13 protein-coding genes are annotated in these 16,832 nt (G+C 74.5%); 11 read left to right on the top strand and 2 right to left on the bottom strand.

Annotation, left to right across the window (positions count from 1 at the left end):
• Positions 1–464 precede the first annotated feature (464 nt).
• From ahcY to secA, 8 genes are all read left to right on the top strand, one after another.
• Positions 465–1,949, top strand: a complete 1,485-nt coding sequence (gene ahcY, locus OG774_RS12665) for an adenosylhomocysteinase (protein ID WP_328309897.1) — start codon at positions 465–467, stop codon at positions 1,947–1,949.
• A gap of 179 nt (positions 1,950–2,128) precedes the next feature.
• Complete coding sequence (locus OG774_RS12660; protein WP_328309895.1) at positions 2,129–2,845, top strand: dTMP kinase; 717 nt, start codon at positions 2,129–2,131, stop codon at positions 2,843–2,845.
• Positions 2,842–3,519 carry an MtrAB system response regulator MtrA gene (gene mtrA, locus OG774_RS12655; RefSeq protein ID WP_328309893.1) on the top strand — a complete coding sequence of 226 codons (678 nt, stop codon included), beginning with the start codon at positions 2,842–2,844 and terminating at the stop codon, positions 3,517–3,519. The genes OG774_RS12660 and mtrA overlap by 4 nt, the downstream gene beginning before the upstream one ends.
• 103 nt (positions 3,520–3,622) lie before the next feature.
• Positions 3,623–5,455, top strand: a complete 1,833-nt coding sequence (gene mtrB / locus OG774_RS12650) for an MtrAB system histidine kinase MtrB (RefSeq protein WP_442873998.1) — start codon at positions 3,623–3,625, stop codon at positions 5,453–5,455.
• The gene (locus OG774_RS12645) at positions 5,452–7,272 is read left to right on the top strand and encodes an LpqB family beta-propeller domain-containing protein (RefSeq protein ID WP_328309891.1); all 1,821 of its coding nucleotides are present in this window, start codon (positions 5,452–5,454) and stop codon (positions 7,270–7,272) included. The genes mtrB and OG774_RS12645 overlap by 4 nt, the downstream gene beginning before the upstream one ends.
• Positions 7,273–7,376: 104 nt before the next feature.
• Complete coding sequence (locus OG774_RS12640; protein WP_328309889.1) at positions 7,377–8,183, top strand: ComF family protein; 807 nt, start codon at positions 7,377–7,379, stop codon at positions 8,181–8,183.
• Positions 8,184–8,377: 194 nt separating this feature from the next.
• Entirely contained in the window at positions 8,378–9,103 is a 726-nt protein-coding gene (gene hpf, locus OG774_RS12635; RefSeq protein WP_328309887.1) for a ribosome hibernation-promoting factor, HPF/YfiA family, read from the top strand.
• A gap of 119 nt (positions 9,104–9,222) precedes the next feature.
• On the top strand, positions 9,223–12,405 hold the full coding sequence (gene secA / locus OG774_RS12630; RefSeq protein ID WP_328309885.1) for a preprotein translocase subunit SecA: 3,183 nt from the start codon (positions 9,223–9,225) through the stop codon (positions 12,403–12,405).
• Positions 12,406–12,413: 8 nt separating this feature from the next.
• Here secA and OG774_RS12625 read toward each other — a convergent pair whose 3' ends face one another.
• Together OG774_RS12625 and OG774_RS12620 are read right to left on the bottom strand one after the other, a co-directional pair.
• Positions 12,414–12,962 carry an Rv3235 family protein gene (locus OG774_RS12625; protein WP_328309883.1) on the bottom strand — a complete coding sequence of 183 codons (549 nt, stop codon included), beginning with the start codon at positions 12,960–12,962 and terminating at the stop codon, positions 12,414–12,416.
• 107 nt (positions 12,963–13,069) lie between these two features.
• Positions 13,070–13,855: a TrmH family RNA methyltransferase gene (locus tag OG774_RS12620; RefSeq protein WP_328309881.1), complete on the bottom strand. Its 786-nt coding sequence runs from the start codon at positions 13,853–13,855 to the stop codon at positions 13,070–13,072.
• Positions 13,856–13,921: 66 nt separating this feature from the next.
• On the opposite strand from OG774_RS12620, the gene OG774_RS12615 reads away from it, so the two are divergent.
• The 3 genes from OG774_RS12615 to OG774_RS12605 are packed head-to-tail and all read left to right on the top strand — an operon-like array spanning position 13,922 to position 16,810.
• Complete coding sequence (locus OG774_RS12615; protein WP_274193072.1) at positions 13,922–15,337, top strand: WS/DGAT/MGAT family O-acyltransferase; 1,416 nt, start codon at positions 13,922–13,924, stop codon at positions 15,335–15,337.
• A gap of 7 nt (positions 15,338–15,344) precedes the next feature.
• Positions 15,345–16,310 (top strand): patatin-like phospholipase family protein, encoded by a 966-nt coding sequence (locus OG774_RS12610; protein WP_328309878.1) that lies wholly within the window; start codon positions 15,345–15,347, stop codon positions 16,308–16,310.
• Complete coding sequence (locus tag OG774_RS12605; protein ID WP_328309876.1) at positions 16,307–16,810, top strand: DUF6912 family protein; 504 nt, start codon at positions 16,307–16,309, stop codon at positions 16,808–16,810. The genes OG774_RS12610 and OG774_RS12605 overlap by 4 nt, the downstream gene beginning before the upstream one ends.
• Positions 16,811–16,832 lie beyond the last annotated feature (22 nt).

Here is a 16,832-nt window from a genome sequence, read left to right as displayed (position 1 = left end):
CGCCCGCGTCGCCGGGATCGGCCGGCGGTGGATCACCATGCGTGCCGGGACGTGTGACCCGGGTGACCCGCGGCTCCGGACGGCGGTCGCGACCTGCGCGAACGCCGGTCACCGTACGGACGGTCCGCGTCGGGCCGGTCCGCCCCCGGCCCGTCGCGGTTGACCGGGTATGGGGCCTGTGCTGGACTTGGTGCACGGCATCGATCGCACACCACGTGCGAACGGGAGCTGCCGAGTGGCGCTGCAACGGACGGCTGAGGTCTTCCCCGGCCTGTCCGCCACGCTCGGTAGTGGTCCGGACCTTCGCAAGGGCGCCTGCGGATGGTGATGAAGCGTGTTCTGAGTCCTCGTGCCCCGGCGTGCCGTCCTCCCGCCCGCGCGACAGCGAGCGACGGCGACACACCGGACGTCCACGGATTCGGCACCGTTTCGCACGGTCCAACGATCACTGACCAGAGGGAGTCATGACGAACGCAGTAGGCACCGTCGACCAGAAGCACGACACGCGCAACGGCATCGATTTCGCCGTCGCCGATCTCGGCGAGGCCGACTTCGGGCGCCGCGAGATCCGCCTGGCGGAGCACGAGATGCCGGGCCTGATGGCCCTGCGCCGCGAGTACTCCGAGGCCAAGCCGCTCCACGGCGCCCGGATCTCCGGCTCGCTGCACATGACGGTGCAGACCGCCGTGCTGATCGAGACCCTCGTCGAGCTGGGCGCGGAGGTCCGCTGGGCCTCCTGCAACATCTTCTCCACGCAGGACCACGCCGCCGCCGCGGTCGTCGTCGGCCCGCACGGGACCGCCGAGAAGCCCCAGGGCATCTCCTGCTTCGCCTGGAAGGGCGAGTCGCTGGAGGAGTACTGGTGGTGCGCCGAGCAGATGCTCGCGTGGAAGGACGCCGACACCCGCGGCCCGAACATGATCCTGGACGACGGTGGCGACGCCACCATGCTCGTCCACAAGGGTGTCGAGTTCGAGAAGGCCGGCGTCGTCCCGAGCGTCACCGCCGAGGACCCGGCCGAGTACCAGGTCGTCCTGGCCACGCTGCGCCGCAGCCTCGAGGAGGACCCGCAGCACTGGACCAAGGTCGCGTCGGGCATCAAGGGCGTCACCGAGGAGACCACGACGGGCGTCCACCGCCTGTACGAGTTCTTCAACGAGGGCAAGCTGCTCTTCCCGGCGATCAACGTCAACGACTCGGTCACCAAGTCGAAGTTTGACAACAAGTACGGCTGCCGCCACTCGCTCATCGACGGCATCAACCGCGCCGTGGACGTGCTGATCTCCGGCAAGAAGGCCGTCATCTGCGGCTTCGGCGACGTCGGCAAGGGCTCCGCCGAGTCGCTGCGCGGCCAGGGCGCCCGCGTGACCGTCACCGAGTCCGACCCCATCTGCGCGCTCCAGGCGCTGATGGAGGGCTACGACGTCAACACCCTCGAGAACGTCATCGATGAGGCCGACATCGTCATCACGACGACCGGCAACAAGGACATCGTGACCCTCGAGCACATGAAGCGGATGAAGCACCAGTCGATCCTGGGCAACATCGGCCACTTCGACAACGAGATCCAGGTCGAGAAGCTCGAGAAGTCCGGTGCGAACCGCATCAACATCAAGCCGCAGGTCGACGAGTGGAAGTTCGAGGACGGCCACTCGATCATCCTGCTGTCCGAGGGCCGGCTGCTGAACCTCGGCAACGCCACCGGGCACCCGAGCTTCGTCATGTCGAACTCGTTCGCCAACCAGACGATCGCGCAGATCGAGATCTGGACCAAGCCGGACGAGTACCCGATCGGCGTCTACCGCCTGCCGAAGCACCTGGACGAGAAGGTCGCCAAGGTCCACGTCGAGGCGCTCGGCGCGGAGCTGACCAAGCTCACCAAGGAGCAGGCCGAGTACATCGGCGTCGACGTCGAGGGCCCGTACAAGCCGGATCACTACCGCTACTAGTTGGTCGCGGCAAGCAGATCGGCCGTCAGCGCTCCTTCGTCGCGCTACCGACCGATCTGCGCCGCGCTCCGGTGGTGGACGTGACCGACTGACGGTCTGACCGAAGGGCACCTTCACCCGCTCGACGCGGGTGGAGGCGCCCTTCGGTCGTTCCGGGCCCGCGCCTAAGGTCTGGAGAAGTGGGCGTAGTGGTGGCCGTCGAGGGCCTGGACGGGGCGGGCAAGGCGACGCTGGTCGCCGCGCTCGCCGACGCCGCCCGCGCCCGCGGGGCGACGGTCGGGGCGTTCGCCTTCCCCCGCTACGACGCCGACGTGCACGCCGCGATCGCCGGCGAGGCGCTGCACGGCGGGCACGGCGACCTCCGCGGCTCGATCCACGCGATGGCGGTGCTCTTCGCGCTCGACCGGGCCGGCGCCGCGGTCCCGCTGCGCGCCGCGCGCGACGAGTACGACCTCGTGCTCGTCGACCGCTACGTCGCCTCCAACGCCGCGTACGGGGCGGCCCGGGGCGGCGAGGACGTCGACGGGGCGTTCGTGGCCTGGGTGCACGCCCTCGAGATCGGCCGTCTCGGGGTGCCGGCCCCGGACGCGCATGTGCTCGTCCGCGTCCCCGGGGAGCTCGCCGCGCAGCGCGTCCGCGACCGCGCCGCGGCCGACCCGACGCGCACCCCGGACCGCTACGAGGCGGACGCGGCGCTGCAGGCGCGGTGCGCCGCGGTGTACGACCAGCTCGTCGAACGGGCCTGGCTGGCGCCCTGGGCGGTGGTCGGCACCGACGGAGACCGCATGGCGCTCACCCGAACGGCGGAGTCATGGGTCGCCAACTGGCTCGGAACCGGCTCGTCGGGCGACATCGGCCCCGGATCGTCGGTGAGAAGTGACACCATTGAGACATGACCTCTCGGATCCTCGTGGTGGACGACGACGCCTCGCTGGCGGAGATGTTGACGATCGTCCTGCAGGGCGAGGGATTCGAGACGACGGTGGTGGGCGACGGACCGGCGGCGCTGCCGGCGCTGCGGGAGAACGCGCCGGATCTCGTACTGCTCGATCTCATGCTCCCGGGGATGAACGGCATCGACGTCTGCCGGGCGATCCGCGCCGAGTCCGGGGTGCCGGTGGTGATGCTGACGGCGAAGACCGACACGGTGGACGTCGTCCTGGGCCTGGAGTCCGGCGCCGACGACTACGTGGTCAAGCCGTTCAAGCCCAAGGAGCTCGTGGCGCGCATCCGGGCGCGCCTGCGCCAGTTCCCGGCCGAGCCTGCCGAGCAGATGCAGATCGGGGACGTCACGATCGACGTCCCGGCCCACCAGGTGCGCCGCAACGGGCGCACGATCCCGCTGACGCCGCTGGAGTTCGACCTGCTGGTGGCGCTGGCGCGCAAGCCGCGCCAGGTGTTCACCCGCGAGGTGCTGCTCGAGCAGGTCTGGGGCTACCGGCACGCCGCCGACACGCGGCTGGTCAACGTCCACGTGCAGCGCCTGCGCTCCAAGGTCGAGATCGACCCGGAGCACCCCGAGGTCGTGCTGACGGTGCGCGGCGTCGGGTACAAGGCCGGGCCGCCCTGAGTCCGGGCCGCCGGGGGACACCGTGCTGACGGGCCTGCGCCTTCGCCTCGAGCGCTTCGCCGCCGAGCGGGTGGGTCAGGTCCGGGTGCTCTGGCGGCGCTCGATGCAGCTGCGCGTCGTGCTCTCGACGCTGGCCATGTCCATCGTCGTCGTGGCCGTGCTCGGCCTCGTGCTGCAGACCCAGATCGCCGACCGGCTCGTGCAGGGCAAGGAGCAGGCGGCCCTGATCCAGGCGGACATCTCCCGCCAGGCCCTCGAGCGCGACCTCGCGCGCATCGACCCCGACCGCGACGGCGCCCAGGCCGTGCTCGACGACGTCCTCGACCGGCTCTCCACCAGCGGTCAGGGCGCCGACCACGACGGGCTGGCCCGGGGCACCGACCCCACGAGCGACGCCGGCGCGTTCGACGCCGTGCTCATCGCCGGCTCCGACACCGTGGGCGCGGGCGCCCCGGGCGCCCTGCCCACGGTCCCGGGCGGGGTCACGGTGGAGGTCAGCGCCGGGCCCGCCGAGGTCATCCCGCCCCAGCTGCGGGCCCCGGTGCTGCAGGGTTTCCTCGCCACCAAGTACCTGACGGTCGCCTCGTCGGACCAGGCCGCGCCCGTGCCCACGCTCGTCGTCGGCCAGCCGGTGCGCACCGCGGGCCGCAACCTGCAGCTCTACCTGCTCTTCCCGCTCTCGGCCGAGCAGCGCACGCTCGCGCTGGTCCAGAGCACGCTCGCGCTCGCCGCCGGAGTCCTGCTCGTGCTGCTCGCGGGCATCTCGTCGGTGGTCACCCGCCAGGTCGTGCGCCCGGTGCGCCAGGCCGCCGACGTCGCCGAACGGTTCGCCGACGGCCATCTCGACGAACGCATGCCGGTCCACGGCGACGACGAGGTGGCCCGGCTCGCGGAGTCGTACAACGAGATGGCGGCGAGCATCCAGTCGCAGATCCGCCAGCTCGAGGAGTTCGGGGCGCTGCAGCGCCGGTTCACCTCCGACGTCAGCCACGAGCTGCGCACGCCGCTGACCACCGTGCGCATGGCCGCCGAGGTCCTGCACGCCCAGGTCGACCCCGCCGAGGTGACGTCGGCGCGCTCGGCGCAGCTGCTCGTCGACGAGCTCGACCGCTTCGAGACGCTGCTCGCCGACCTGCTGGAGATCAGCCGCCTCGACGCCGGCATGGCCGAGCTGGGCCTCGAGGAGGTCGACGTCGGCGCGATCGTGCGGCGCTCGGCCGAGACGGTGCGGCACCTCGTCGAGGCCACCGGCACCCCGCTGCTGCTCGACCTGGGCGACCAGGTCCTCGCCGAGGTCGACCCGCGCCGCGTCGAGCGCATCCTGCGCAACCTGCTCGCCAACGCCATCGACCACGGCGAGGGCCGGCCCATCGAGGTGCGCCTGGCCGCCGACGAGGGCGCGTTCGCGGTCGTCGTGCGTGACCACGGCGTCGGCCTCAAGCCGGGCGAGGCCGGCCTCGTGTTCAACCGGTTCTGGCGCGCCGACCCGTCCCGCCAGCGGCGCAGCGGCGGCACCGGGCTCGGGCTGGCGATCAGCCTGGAGGACGCCCGCCTGCACGGCGGCTGGCTGCAGGCCTGGGGCGAGGTCGACCAGGGCGCCGTCTTCCGCCTCACGCTGCCGCTGCGCCACGGCGAGCGCCTGCGCACGAGCCCGCTGCCCCTGCTGCCCGTCGCGGCCGCCCCGGCCGCCGCCGAGCCCGGCATCCGCGACGCCGCGCCCACCGCGGGCACCGCGCTGCCCCCACCCGAGGCCGACACGGGCGACGGGGACACGACGAACGGCGGGGCCGACATGCCCGAAGCGGCCCTCCCCGAGCCCACCCTGCCCGGACCGACCCTGCCCGAGCCGACCCTGCCCGAGCCGACCCTGCCCGAGCCGACCCTGCCCGATCCCGCACCGCCCTCGGGACCGGGCACGTCCTCGGTGATCCGGTGACGCGGGTGCGCCGGGTGGTGCTGCTCCTCCTCGCGGTGCTGCTCGCGGCCGGCTGCGCGTCGGTGCCCGGCTCGTCCGAGGTCACCGTGCTGCGGCAGGTCGGCGACGCCGCCGAGCCGACCGCGCCGCCCGGCCCCGCGCGCGACGCCGGGCCGCTGGAGACGGTCCGGGGCTGGGTGCTCGCCTCCGGCGCCACCGCCGAGCGCCACCGCGCCGCGCGGGGGTTCCTCACCTCGGCGACGGCCGGGACGTGGGACGACGGGGCCAGCCCGGTGGTCGTCTCCGACCAGGTGGACACCGTGTTCGTCGACCGCCCGGTGCCGGTGGGCGAGGCACGGGTCCGCGTCCGGGCGACCGCGCTCGGGGTGCTCACGCCCGACGGGGTCTTCGACGCCGGCGTGCGCCCCGTGGAGGTCGAGGTCGGGCTGACCGAGCAGAACGGCCAGTGGCGGATCTCCTCGCTCCCGACGGGCACGATCGTGCGGCGCTCGGACCTGCGCGCCAACACCCGCCCGGTGCGCACCTGGTTCCTCGACCCGCAGCGCGCGAGCCCCGTCTCCGACCCCCGCTACCTGGCCACCACCCCGGCGCGCTCGGTGCCGACGCGCACGATGCAGTACCTGCTCGCCGGGCCCTCGGAGTCGCTCGCGGGCGCCGCCGTCAGCGCCCTGCCGGTCGGCACCGCGCTCCGCTCCGACGTCACGATCACGCCCGAGGGCACCGCGGTCGTCGACCTCACCCGTACCGGCCCCCTCGACGACCGCCGGCGCCGCGAGGTCGCGCAGCAGGTGACGCTGACGCTGGCCGGCATCGGGGTGGCACGGGTCGAGCTGCTGGTCGACGGCGAACCCCTGCTTCCCGGCGTCCCCGAGGTCGACATCGCCGCCGCGCTCGCCGGCCTCCCGCCCGAGGTCGCCCGGCGTCCCGACCTGCCCGTCGACCCCGTCGTCGGCGGCCCGGGCGAGTCCGACGTCCCCGTCCTCGTCGCCGACGACGGGCGCCTGCGCCTGCTCTCGGGGGAGCCCGCGGGCGGCCCGGCCGGGCGCGGCACCTACCGGGCGGCCTCCGCCTCGGCGAGCGCCGACGGCGACGTCGCGCTCGTGGCGCAGGACGGGGTGTCCGCCGACCCGGCGGTCCCCCGGATGCGCCTGCTCACGGGGGCCGGTGGGTCGGAGCTCGCCGCGAGCGGGATCGAGGGCCGGTCGCTGGCCCGGCCGTCGTGGACCCCGGACTCGAACGAGGTGTGGTCGGTCGCCGACGGCACCACCGTCGTGCGGGCGGCGCGGGCCGGGCCGCCCGGGGCCGCGCGCCCGCTGCCCGTCGACGCGTCCGGGCTGGTCGCGGCGGGGGTGACCGCGGCGCCGGGGGCGCTCGGGCCGCTGTCGGCGCTGCGGATCTCGCCGGACGGGGCGCGGGTCGCGCTCGTGTCCGGCGGCCGGGTGCTGGTGGCGGCGATCGCCCGCGACGGCGCGGGCAACGCCCGGCTGGGGTCGGTCGCGGCGCTGCGTCCCGAGTCGCTGGACCAGGTCCTCGACGTCGGCTGGACCCGCACCGACCAGATCGTCACCGTCGGCAACCGGGCCGACCGGCCGGTCACCCTGGTCTCGGTCGACGGCCTGGACCTCGAGTCCCTCTCGACCACCAACATCACGCCGCCGGTGACCGCGGTGGCGGCCCGGCCCGGGCGACCGCTGGTCGTGGCCGACCAGGGCGGCACCTGGACCCTGCCGCTGGGCGGCGAGAGCGGGTCGGGCACCGACGTGTGGCAGGCCGTGCCGGGCTTCGGCGCCTCCACCGTGCCGGCGTACCCGGGCTGACGCAGCGCCCGCCGTCCCGCACGGCTGTCCCCATCGCCCGGATGCGTCCCCAGGCCCGGACGCGACGCTGGCCGTCGGGGCACCCGTGGCGCGAGCCTGGCGGGGTGCCCCCGGCCGAAGTGCCGCAGACGCAGCGAGCCCCGCAGACGCCGCGAGCCCAGCGCGCGCTGCTCGCCCTCGCCGACCTGCTGCTGCCCGCCCCGTGCCCCGGCTGCGGGGCCGACGGCGAGCGCTGGTGCGCCGCGTGCCGGGACCGGTGGCGACGCCCGGCGCTGCTCGACCTGCCCGGCCTGCCCCCGGTGATCGCGCTCGCGCCCTACGGCGGCAGCGCGCGCGAGGCCCTGCTGGCCTACAAGGAGCGGGGTCGCCGCGAGCTCGCGCGGCCGCTCGCGGAGCACGTCGCCGGCGGCCTGCGCGCACACGACGTCCCACCCGCCGCGCTCGTGCCCGCCCCGTCGCGTCCCGCCGCGGCGCGTGCCCGCGGGGGCGATCACGTGCTGCGCCTGGCCCGCGCGGTCGTCCGGGGCGCGGCACGGAGCGAGCCGGGGGTGCCCTGCGTCGCCCGGGCGCTCGCGCTGGGCCGGAGGGCCGTCGACGCAGTGGGCCTCGACGCCGCCGCCCGCGCCGAGAACCTCGCGCGCCACCTGCGCCTGCGTCCGCGGGGGCTGCCGCCGCCGGGGTGCGCGGTGGTGCTGCTCGACGACGTCCTGACCACCGGAGCCACCGCCCGCGCGGCGACGAGTCTGCTCGCCGCGGCGGGCCGGCCGGTGGACGCGATCGTGGTGCTCACCGTGGCCGACCCCCGCGCCCGCCGGTCACTCGTCCGGGTGGGTACGGACCCGCACGCTCGTCTCACCCGGCCGGTGCCCGTGACCAGGGGTGGACCGTCCGGTCGAGTGTCCGCCGCGTAGCCGTACCCGGGCAGATCGGACCTTCCGCAGGACCGGCAGGAGTCACTACGGTGACGCACCACACCCGCCGAGGTGAACGACAGGAGGCGCGAACGTCGCAGTTCGACGCGGTCGCGGGCCCCCGAGGACGGTGTGCCCGGAGCTCCACCCAGGAGACGGCCGCGCATCGCATTCCCCCAGATCGGGAGGTCGTCTTGGAGACCGTTCTCTGTGGACGCAACGTCGAGGTTCCCCAACACTTCCGCGAGCACGTGGCCGACAAGCTGTCGCGTCTCGAGCGCTATGACCACAAGATCGTGCGGATGGAGGTCCAGCTCTCCCACGAGCCGAACCCCCGCCAGGCGAAGAACTGCCAGCGCGTGGAGATCACCGGCCGCGGTCGCGGCCCCGTGGTCCGCGGCGAGGGCTGCTCCGCCGACTTCTACTGTGCGCTCGACCAGGCCGTGGCACGTCTCGAGGCCCGGCTCCGCCGCGCCCACGACCGGCGCCGCGTGAGCCACGGCCGTCGCGTGCCGGTGTCGGTGGCCCGGGCGACCGGCACGATCACGGTGACCGAGGAGCTCGAGGGCACCGCGGGGGCGGTGACCGACCTGCTCGAGCCCGCGGAGCCGGCCACCAACGGCCACTCGCACGGCCGCGACTGGGGCGTCGACGTCCCGGCGGCCCGGGAGCCCGGGGACGACGTCGCGCCGGAGGACGACGCCGGGGAGGACGCTGCGGAGGACGCGGGGGAGCGCCGGCCCGGCCAGGTGGTGCGGACCAAGGAGCACCATGCGGTCCCGATGAGCGTGGACGACGCCCTGTCACAGATGGAGCTCGTCGGCCACGACTTCTTCCTGTTCTCCGACGCCGCCACGGGGCGGCCGAGCGTGGTCTACCGCCGCCACGGCTACGACTACGGGGTGATCGCGCTCGCCTGACGGCACGGGCACACAGGGCCCGTCCCCGTTGCACCTACGATGGGGGCGGGCCCGTGCCGGTGCGCGCGCCGGGGCCGGCCCGCACCCGAGCGCCGACGAGCACGAGCGAGGTCACCACCGTGGTCCTGAACCGACTGCTGCGGGCGGGTGAGACTCGGACGGTCAAGCGCCTCGGCAAGATCGCGGACTACGTCGACACCTTCGCCGACGAGATAGCCGAGCTCACCGACGCCGAGCTGCGGGCGAAGACCGACGAGTTCCGCGAGCGGTACGCCGGCGGCGAGTCCCTGGACGACCTGCTGCCCGAGGCCTTCGCCGTCGTCCGCGAGGCCGCGTCCCGCACGCTGGGCCAGTTCCACTACCCGGTGCAGCTCATGGGCGGCGCCGCCCTCCACGAGGGCAACGTCGCCGAGATGCGCACCGGCGAGGGCAAGACCCTGGTCTCGACGTTGCCCGCGTACCTCAACGCGATCGCCCAGGAGGGCGTGCACGTCGTCACGGTCAACGACTACCTCGCCCAGCGCGACTCGCAGTGGATGGGTCGTGTGCACCGCTTCCTCGGTCTCGAGGTCGGTGCCATCTTCGCGGGCATGCCGGCCGCCGACCGGCGCGCGGCCTACGAGGCCGACATCACCTACGGCACCAACAACGAGTTCGGCTTCGACTTCCTGCGCGACAACATGGCCTGGTCGAAAGCCGAGTGCGTGCAGCGCGGGCACGCCTTCGCGATCGTCGACGAGGTCGACTCGATCCTCATCGACGAGGCCCGCACCCCGCTGATCATCTCCGGCCCCGCGGAGCAGAGCGCCCGGTGGTACACCGAGTTCGCGCGGCTCGCCCCGAAGATGACCAAGGACGTCCACTACGAGGTGGACGAGCGCAAGAAGACCATCGGGGTCACCGAGGACGGCGTGTCCTTCATCGAGGACCAGCTGGGCATCGACAACCTCTACGAGGCCGCCAACACCCCGCTCGTCGGGTACCTGAACAACGCGATCAAGGTCAAGGAGCTCTTCCTCCGCGACAAGGACTACATCGTCCGCGACGGCGAGGTCCTGATCGTCGACGAGTTCACCGGCCGCGTGCTCGTGGGCCGGCGCTACAACGAGGGTCTGCACCAGGCGATCGAGGCCAAGGAAGGCGTCGAGATCAAGCCGGAGAACCAGACCCTGGCGACGATCACGCTGCAGAACTACTTCCGCCAGTACGAGAAGCTCTGCGGGATGACCGGTACCGCCCAGACCGAGGCGGCGGAGCTCTCGAAGACCTACAAGCTCGGCGTGGTCACGATCCCGACCAACAAGCCACCCCGGCGCGTCGACCAGGCCGACCTCGTCTATAAGACCGAGCCCGCCAAGTTCGAGGCCGTCGCCGACGACGTCGCCGAGCACTTCGAGCGCGGCCAGCCGGTGCTGATCGGCACCACCAGTGTCGAGCGCTCCGAGTATTTGGCGAAGCTGCTGGCCTCGCGGGGCGTGGAGCACTCGGTGCTCAACGCCAAGTTCCACGAGCAGGAGGCGCAGATCATCGCCGAGGCCGGGCGGCGCGGCTCGGTCACCGTCGCGACGAACATGGCCGGCCGCGGGACCGACATCGTGCTCGGCGGCAACCCCGACTTCATCGCCGACCAGCGCCTGCGCGCGAAGGGGCTCGACCCCGTCGACACCCGCGAGGAGTACGAGGCGGCGTGGGACGAGACCCTCGCCGAGGTCAAGGACGAGGTGTCCCGCGAGGCCGTCGAGGTCAAGGAGGCCGGCGGGCTCTACGTCCTCGGCACCGAGCGCCACGAGTCGCGACGCATCGACAACCAGCTGCGCGGCCGCTCGGGACGTCAGGGCGACCCGGGGGAGTCGCGCTTCTACCTGTCCCTGGGCGACGAGCTCATGCGGCGGTTCAACGGCGCCATGGTCGAGTCGATCATGACCCGGTTCAACCTGCCCGAGGACATGCCGATCGAGGCGAAGATGGTCTCCCGGGCCATCCGCAGCGCGCAGACCCAGGTCGAGCAGCAGAACTTCGAGGCCCGCAAGGACATCCTCGAGTACGACGAGGTCATGAACCAGCAGCGCACGGTGATCTACGCCGAGCGCCACCGGGTCCTCGAGGGCGAGAACCTGTCCGAGCAGGTCCAGAACATGATCGTCGACACCGTGACGGCCTACGTCGACGGCGCGACGTCCGAGGGCTACAGCGAGGACTGGGACCTCGAGAAGCTCTGGACGGGCCTGGGTCAGCTCTACCCCGTCGGGGTCCGCTGGCAGGACCTCGTCGAGGAGCAGGAGGACATCGACCGCGACATGCTGGTCGAGCTCCTCACCGAGGACGCGCTGGAGGCCTACGCCAAGCGCGAGGACGAGATCGACGCCATCGCGCCCCAGGGCGGGATGCGCGAGCTCGAGCGGCAGGTCGTCCTGTCGGTGCTCGACCGCAAGTGGCGCGAGCACCTCTACGAGATGGACTACCTCAAGCAGGGCATCGGCCTGCGGGCGATGGCCCAGCGCGATCCCAAGATCGAGTACAAGCGCGAGGGCTACGAGATGTTCACCTCCATGATGGAGGGCATCCGTGAGGAGTCCGTCGCGTTCCTGTTCAACCTGACCATCCAGGTCGAGGAGCAGGCCCCCGTCGACGCCGTGCCCGGCGCGAACCCGACGACGGACACCAGCGTCCAGGCGGCGATCACCCCGGACACCCCCGACCCGCGCACCAGCCAGACGCGCACCACGGCGGGCGCCGCCCCGCTGCCGGTCGACCCGCGGGTGGCCGGCGCGCCGACCAGCGCGATCCCGGTGCCGCCGCGCGGACCCGCCGCCCCGGCCCAGCCCGCCGCCGCCCAGTCTCCTGCCGCGGCCCAGTCTCCTGCCGCCGCCCAGCCGGCGGCGCGGGGTGGGCGAGGCCGTCCGGGCCGCGGGCCCGCGCCGGAGTCGCAGCGTCCCGGCGGTGGCCAGCGCAACGCCCAGCGGGACGGCCGCCGCTCGGGGGCGCACGCCGCCCCGCCGGCGGCCGGCCCGCCCACGGCCTCCGGTCCGGCGCTCTCCCAGCTGGGGCAGGAGTCGGTGCCCGAGGCCTTCCGGGGCGCGGGGCTCGGCGGTCGTCGCCCGCAGCAGCTGGACTACATCGGGCCCGACGAGGACGGCCAGGCGTCGCGGCACGCGGCGGCGGACGGGGGCGGGGGCGCCGCGCGCGCCAACCCGCAGCAGGCCCGTCGCGCCGACACCCCGTCGCGCAACGCACCCTGCCCCTGCGGCTCGGGCCGCAAGTACAAGCAGTGCCACGGGGCGCCGCCCCGGACCCCGGGGTAGGGCCCAGCTCACCCGGGCCACAGCGCCACCGCGCGCCACTGGCCCGGGTCGGCCGGGCCGTCGCCCGCGCGCTCCAGGCGCGCGGCGAGGGCCCGGACACGCTCGGGGCCGTGCACGACGGCGACGACCTCCACCGCCCGCGGTCCGACGGCGCACACGCGCAGGCCGCGCAGGCCCGCCCGGGTGGCGGGGCGCGCGCCCGGGTCCCTGGTCCCGCGCCGCGGACCCGCGACGTGCCGCGTGGCCCGGACCAGGGTCGCGAGGGCGTCGGGGCCCAGGAGCGGGCCCAGGTCGCCGGGCGGCCGGCGGCCGGCCAGCACGTCGGCCACGGCCGTCAGCAGGCGCAGCGCGACGGGACGCAGCCCCGCCGCGAGCCGGTCGAGCTCCTCCTGGGCCCGACGCGTGCGTGCCCCGTCGTCCGGATCGACGGGCACCGTCGTCCGGGCCGGCGGCAGCACCTCGGCGAGCCGCCGGACCCGGGGCGTCGGCACCGCGCCGACCCGGCGGGCCCGGGCGGGGGCGGTGCAGGGGGCGAGCGCGAGCGGCGTCACGGACACGGGTCCTCCCGGCATGGCGGAGCGCTGTCGCGGCGGCGGGGGAGGACCGGGGTCGCGGGGTCGGCGGCCAGCCTAGGCACGCCGGTCCGGGGACGGTGGCGGTTCCGTCAGGTCCGTCGGCGCGCGAGCTCGAAGCAGGCCACCGTGGCCGCACAGGCGGCGTTGAGCGACTCGACGCCCTCGGCGAGGGGGATCGTCAGGGTCCCGTGCAGCTCGTCGCGCACGTCGTCGGTGAGCCCGTCGGTCTCGCCCCCGACGACCAGGGCGACCCGCTCGGGCAGCTCGGCCCCGAACAGGGACTCTCGTGCGGCTCCGTCCAGCCCGAACAGGACGAACCCCGCCTCGGCCAGGGCCGCGAGGCCGGTGGCGGCCGTCCGGGACCGCAGGACCGGGGCGTGGAAGGCGACCCCGGCCGAGGCCTTGATCACCAGGGGGTCGATGGCCGGCACGCCCCGGCGGGGGACCAGCACGCCCTCGAGGCCCGCGCCGGTCGCCGAGCGCAGGATCATCCCGACGTTCGCGGGGTTCGTCAGGCCGTCGAGCACCAGCACCCGGGCGGGGGCGGCCGGGTCGAGGTCGGTGAGGAAGTGCTCCACCGGACGCATCCGCGGGGCGACGACGTCGGCGAGCACGCCCTGGTCCTGGCGCCCGTTGCCCGCGAGCACCTTCACCCGCTGGGCCGTGGCGCGCTGCAGCACCAGCCCGCGGGCCCGGGCGGCCTCGGTGAACGTGCGCACCGCCTCACGGTCGGCCCCCTCGGCGAGGATGACCTTGTCGACCGCCAGCGCCGGGTCGCGCAGCGCCTCGAGCACCGGCTTGCGCCCGTAGACCGTGACGAAGGTGTCCTTGGGGGAGACCGGGGGCCCGGCGTCCGACACAGGTGAGGGGGTCATCACCTCCAGCCTGGCAGAGCGCCCGACCCCCGGCCGCCGGTCCGGCCCTGTGCGACGATCGCGCCCATGCCGGACCGCTTGTCGGCGCTGGACGCCTCGTTCCTCTACATGGATCAACCGACCACGCCGATGCACGTCGGGAGCGTGTCCCTCTTCCGCAAGCCGAAGTCCGGGTTCGACTACGACGGCCTCGTCGACCTCATCTCGAGCCGCATCGGCCTCGTGCCGCGCTACCGCCAGAAGATCCGCGAGGTGCCGGGCCGGATGGCGCGGCCGGTGTGGATCGACGACGTCGACTTCGACGTCACCTACCACGTCCGCCGCTCCGCGCTGCCGCCTCCGGGCACCGAGCGGGCGCTGTGCGACCTCGTCGCCCGGCTCATGTCGCGCCCGCTCGACCACACCCGCCCGTTGTGGGAGATGTACCTGGTCGACGGACTGTCCGGGGGCCGGGTCGCGCTCGTGACCAAGACCCACCAGGCGATGGTCGACGGCGTCGCGTCGATCGACATCGGCCAGGTGGTGCTCGACGACACCGCCTCGGGGCGCTCGACCCCCGAGGACGTCTGGGTGGCGCGCAGCGAGCCGTCGTCGTGGCGGCTGATGTACGACGCGTTCAGCGAGAACGTCTCCCGTCCGGGCAACGCCGTCGAGGCCGCCCGCGACGCGGTGCGCGACGCCGCGGACACCGTCACCAAGGTCGCGGGCGTCGCCGGGGGGCTGTTCTCCGCGGTGCGCACCGCGGTGCGGCCGGCCCCGGTGAGCCCGCTCAATGTCCCGATCTCCACCCAGCGCCGGTTCGCGATGACCCGCACCGACCTCGAGGACTACCGCGCCGTGCGCCGCGCCCACGGCGGCACGATCAACGACGTGGTGCTCGCCGTCGTCTCCGGCGCCCTGCGGAACTGGCTGCTCACCCGCGGTGCGTCGGTGACCCCGACGACCACGATGCGGGCGATGGTGCCGCTGTCCGTGCGCGGGGACGCCGAGACGACCGGCTCGATCGCGGGCGCGGGTCTGCTGGGCAACCAGATCGCCTCGTACCTCGTCGACCTGCCCGTCGGGGAGCCCAACGCCGTGCTGCGCATGCACCACGTCGCGCACGCCATGCGCGAGCACAAGGAGTCCGGGCAGTCGGTGGGGGCGAACGCGCTGGTGCGCGTCGGGGGCTTCGCGCCGCCGACCCTGCACGCGCTGGGCGCCCGGGCGGCCAACGGCTTCGCGCGCCGGCTCTTCAACCTCGTCGTCTCCAACGTCCCGGGCCCGCAGCACGCGCTGTACGCGGCGGGGGCGCGGATGCTCGAGATGTACCCCGTGGTGCCGCTGGCGAAGGGCCAGTCCCTCGCGGTGGGCCTGACCTCGTACGACGGCGGGGTCTTCTACGGCTTCAACGCCGACCGCGACTCGATGGCCGACGTCGACGAGCTCGGCCCGCTGGTGACGGAGGCGCTCGCCGAGCTCGTCGCGACGGTCCCGCGGTGAGTCGGCCGTGAGTCTCGGCCTCGTCCTCGGCACCGGCGGCCAGCTGGGCTACGCCTGGATGGTCGCCGCGCTGACGACCTGGGAGCAGGCGACGGGGCGCGACGCCCGCGAGGCCGACGTCATGATCGGGACGTCGGCGGGCTCGGTGGTCGCCGCGGCCCTGGCCAGCGGGGTCCCGGTGTCCGACATGCTCGCGCAGCTGCTCGACCCGCCCCCGCCGCGCCCGCGCCCGAAGAGCGCCCCGCCGTCGACGGCGCGCCGCGGCCTGCCGCCGATGCCGCGGGTCGGGCCCGGCTCGCTGCGCCTGCTCGGCGAGATCGCCCGCCGCCCGCGCCGCTTCCCGCCTCTCGCCTTCGGGGCGGCGCTGCTGCCGACCGGCCGGGGCGACACCACCGGACTGCACCGCTGGGCCACGAAGTGGTCGAGCGAGACGTGGCCCGAGCACCCGCAGGTGCGGATCGTGGCGATGGACTACGACAGCGGGGCGCGCGTGCCCTTCGGTCGGGCCGGCGCACCGCCGGCGTCGATGGCCGAGGCGGCGACGGCGTCGTGCGCGGTACCGGGCTGGTTCTCGCCGGTGCGGATCGCGGGGCGCCGCTACGTGGACGGCGGGGTGTGCTCGGCGACGTCGGCGGACCTGCTGCTCGACGGCGACCTGCCCCGTGTCGACGAGGCCCTCGTGCTGGTGCCCCTGGCCCGGTCGGGGTCGACGACGCGGGTGTGGTCGGATCCCGTCGCGGCCACCGACGGGTGGCTGCGGGGGCTGATCGGCGGCCGCTCGACGCGCGAGATCGAGCGGCTCCGCGAGGCCGGCATCGCGGTGACCGAGCACGCCCCGGGCGCCGAGGACCGGGCCGTGACCGGCTGGAACGTCATGGACCCCCGCAAGCAGGCCGAGGTCGCGCAGGTGGCGCTGCGCACCACGGCGGCGCGGTGGACCGGGGCGGACGACGACAGGGCAGGAGAACGGTGAGGATCTACGTACCGGCCACGGTGGCCGGTCTGCGGCGGCTGCTCGACACCGAGGCGCTCCAGCCCCTCTCGGGCACCGCGTTCGCCCTGACCCCACGGCTGCGGGAGTCCTACGCGGCGGGTGACGACGAGGAGCTCGAGTACGTCGCCATGTCCGAGGCCGCCCGCGCGTCGCTGCGTCTGCTCGCCGCCGAGCTCGCCGACGACCCGGACGCGTCGCCCCGGCGCGCGGTCGTGAGCGCCGACGTCGAGGACGTGACGCTGCGGCCCGACCTCGACGACGCCGTCGTCCGCGTCGCAGGCCCGATCCCGATGGCGCGTCTCGCCGCCGTGCACCTCGACCTCGTCGATGCCGCGGACGCCGTGCGCGCCGCGGCGGCCGTCGTCGACGCCGCAGACCTCGGCGACCCGGACGCGGAGTTCGTGCTCGGCGACGTCGAGGACCACGAGCTCGCCTGGTACGGCGTCCAGGAGCTGCCGTTCGTGCTGGAGCTCCTGTAGGACCCGTCGCCGGCACGTGCCG

Origin of the sequence: Actinomycetospora sp. NBC_00405 (genome assembly GCF_036044095.1) — a bacterium.
Classification (GTDB): Bacteria; Actinomycetota; Actinomycetes; order Mycobacteriales; family Pseudonocardiaceae; genus Actinomycetospora; species Actinomycetospora callitridis.
This window is presented reverse-complemented; position numbering and strand designations above follow the sequence as displayed.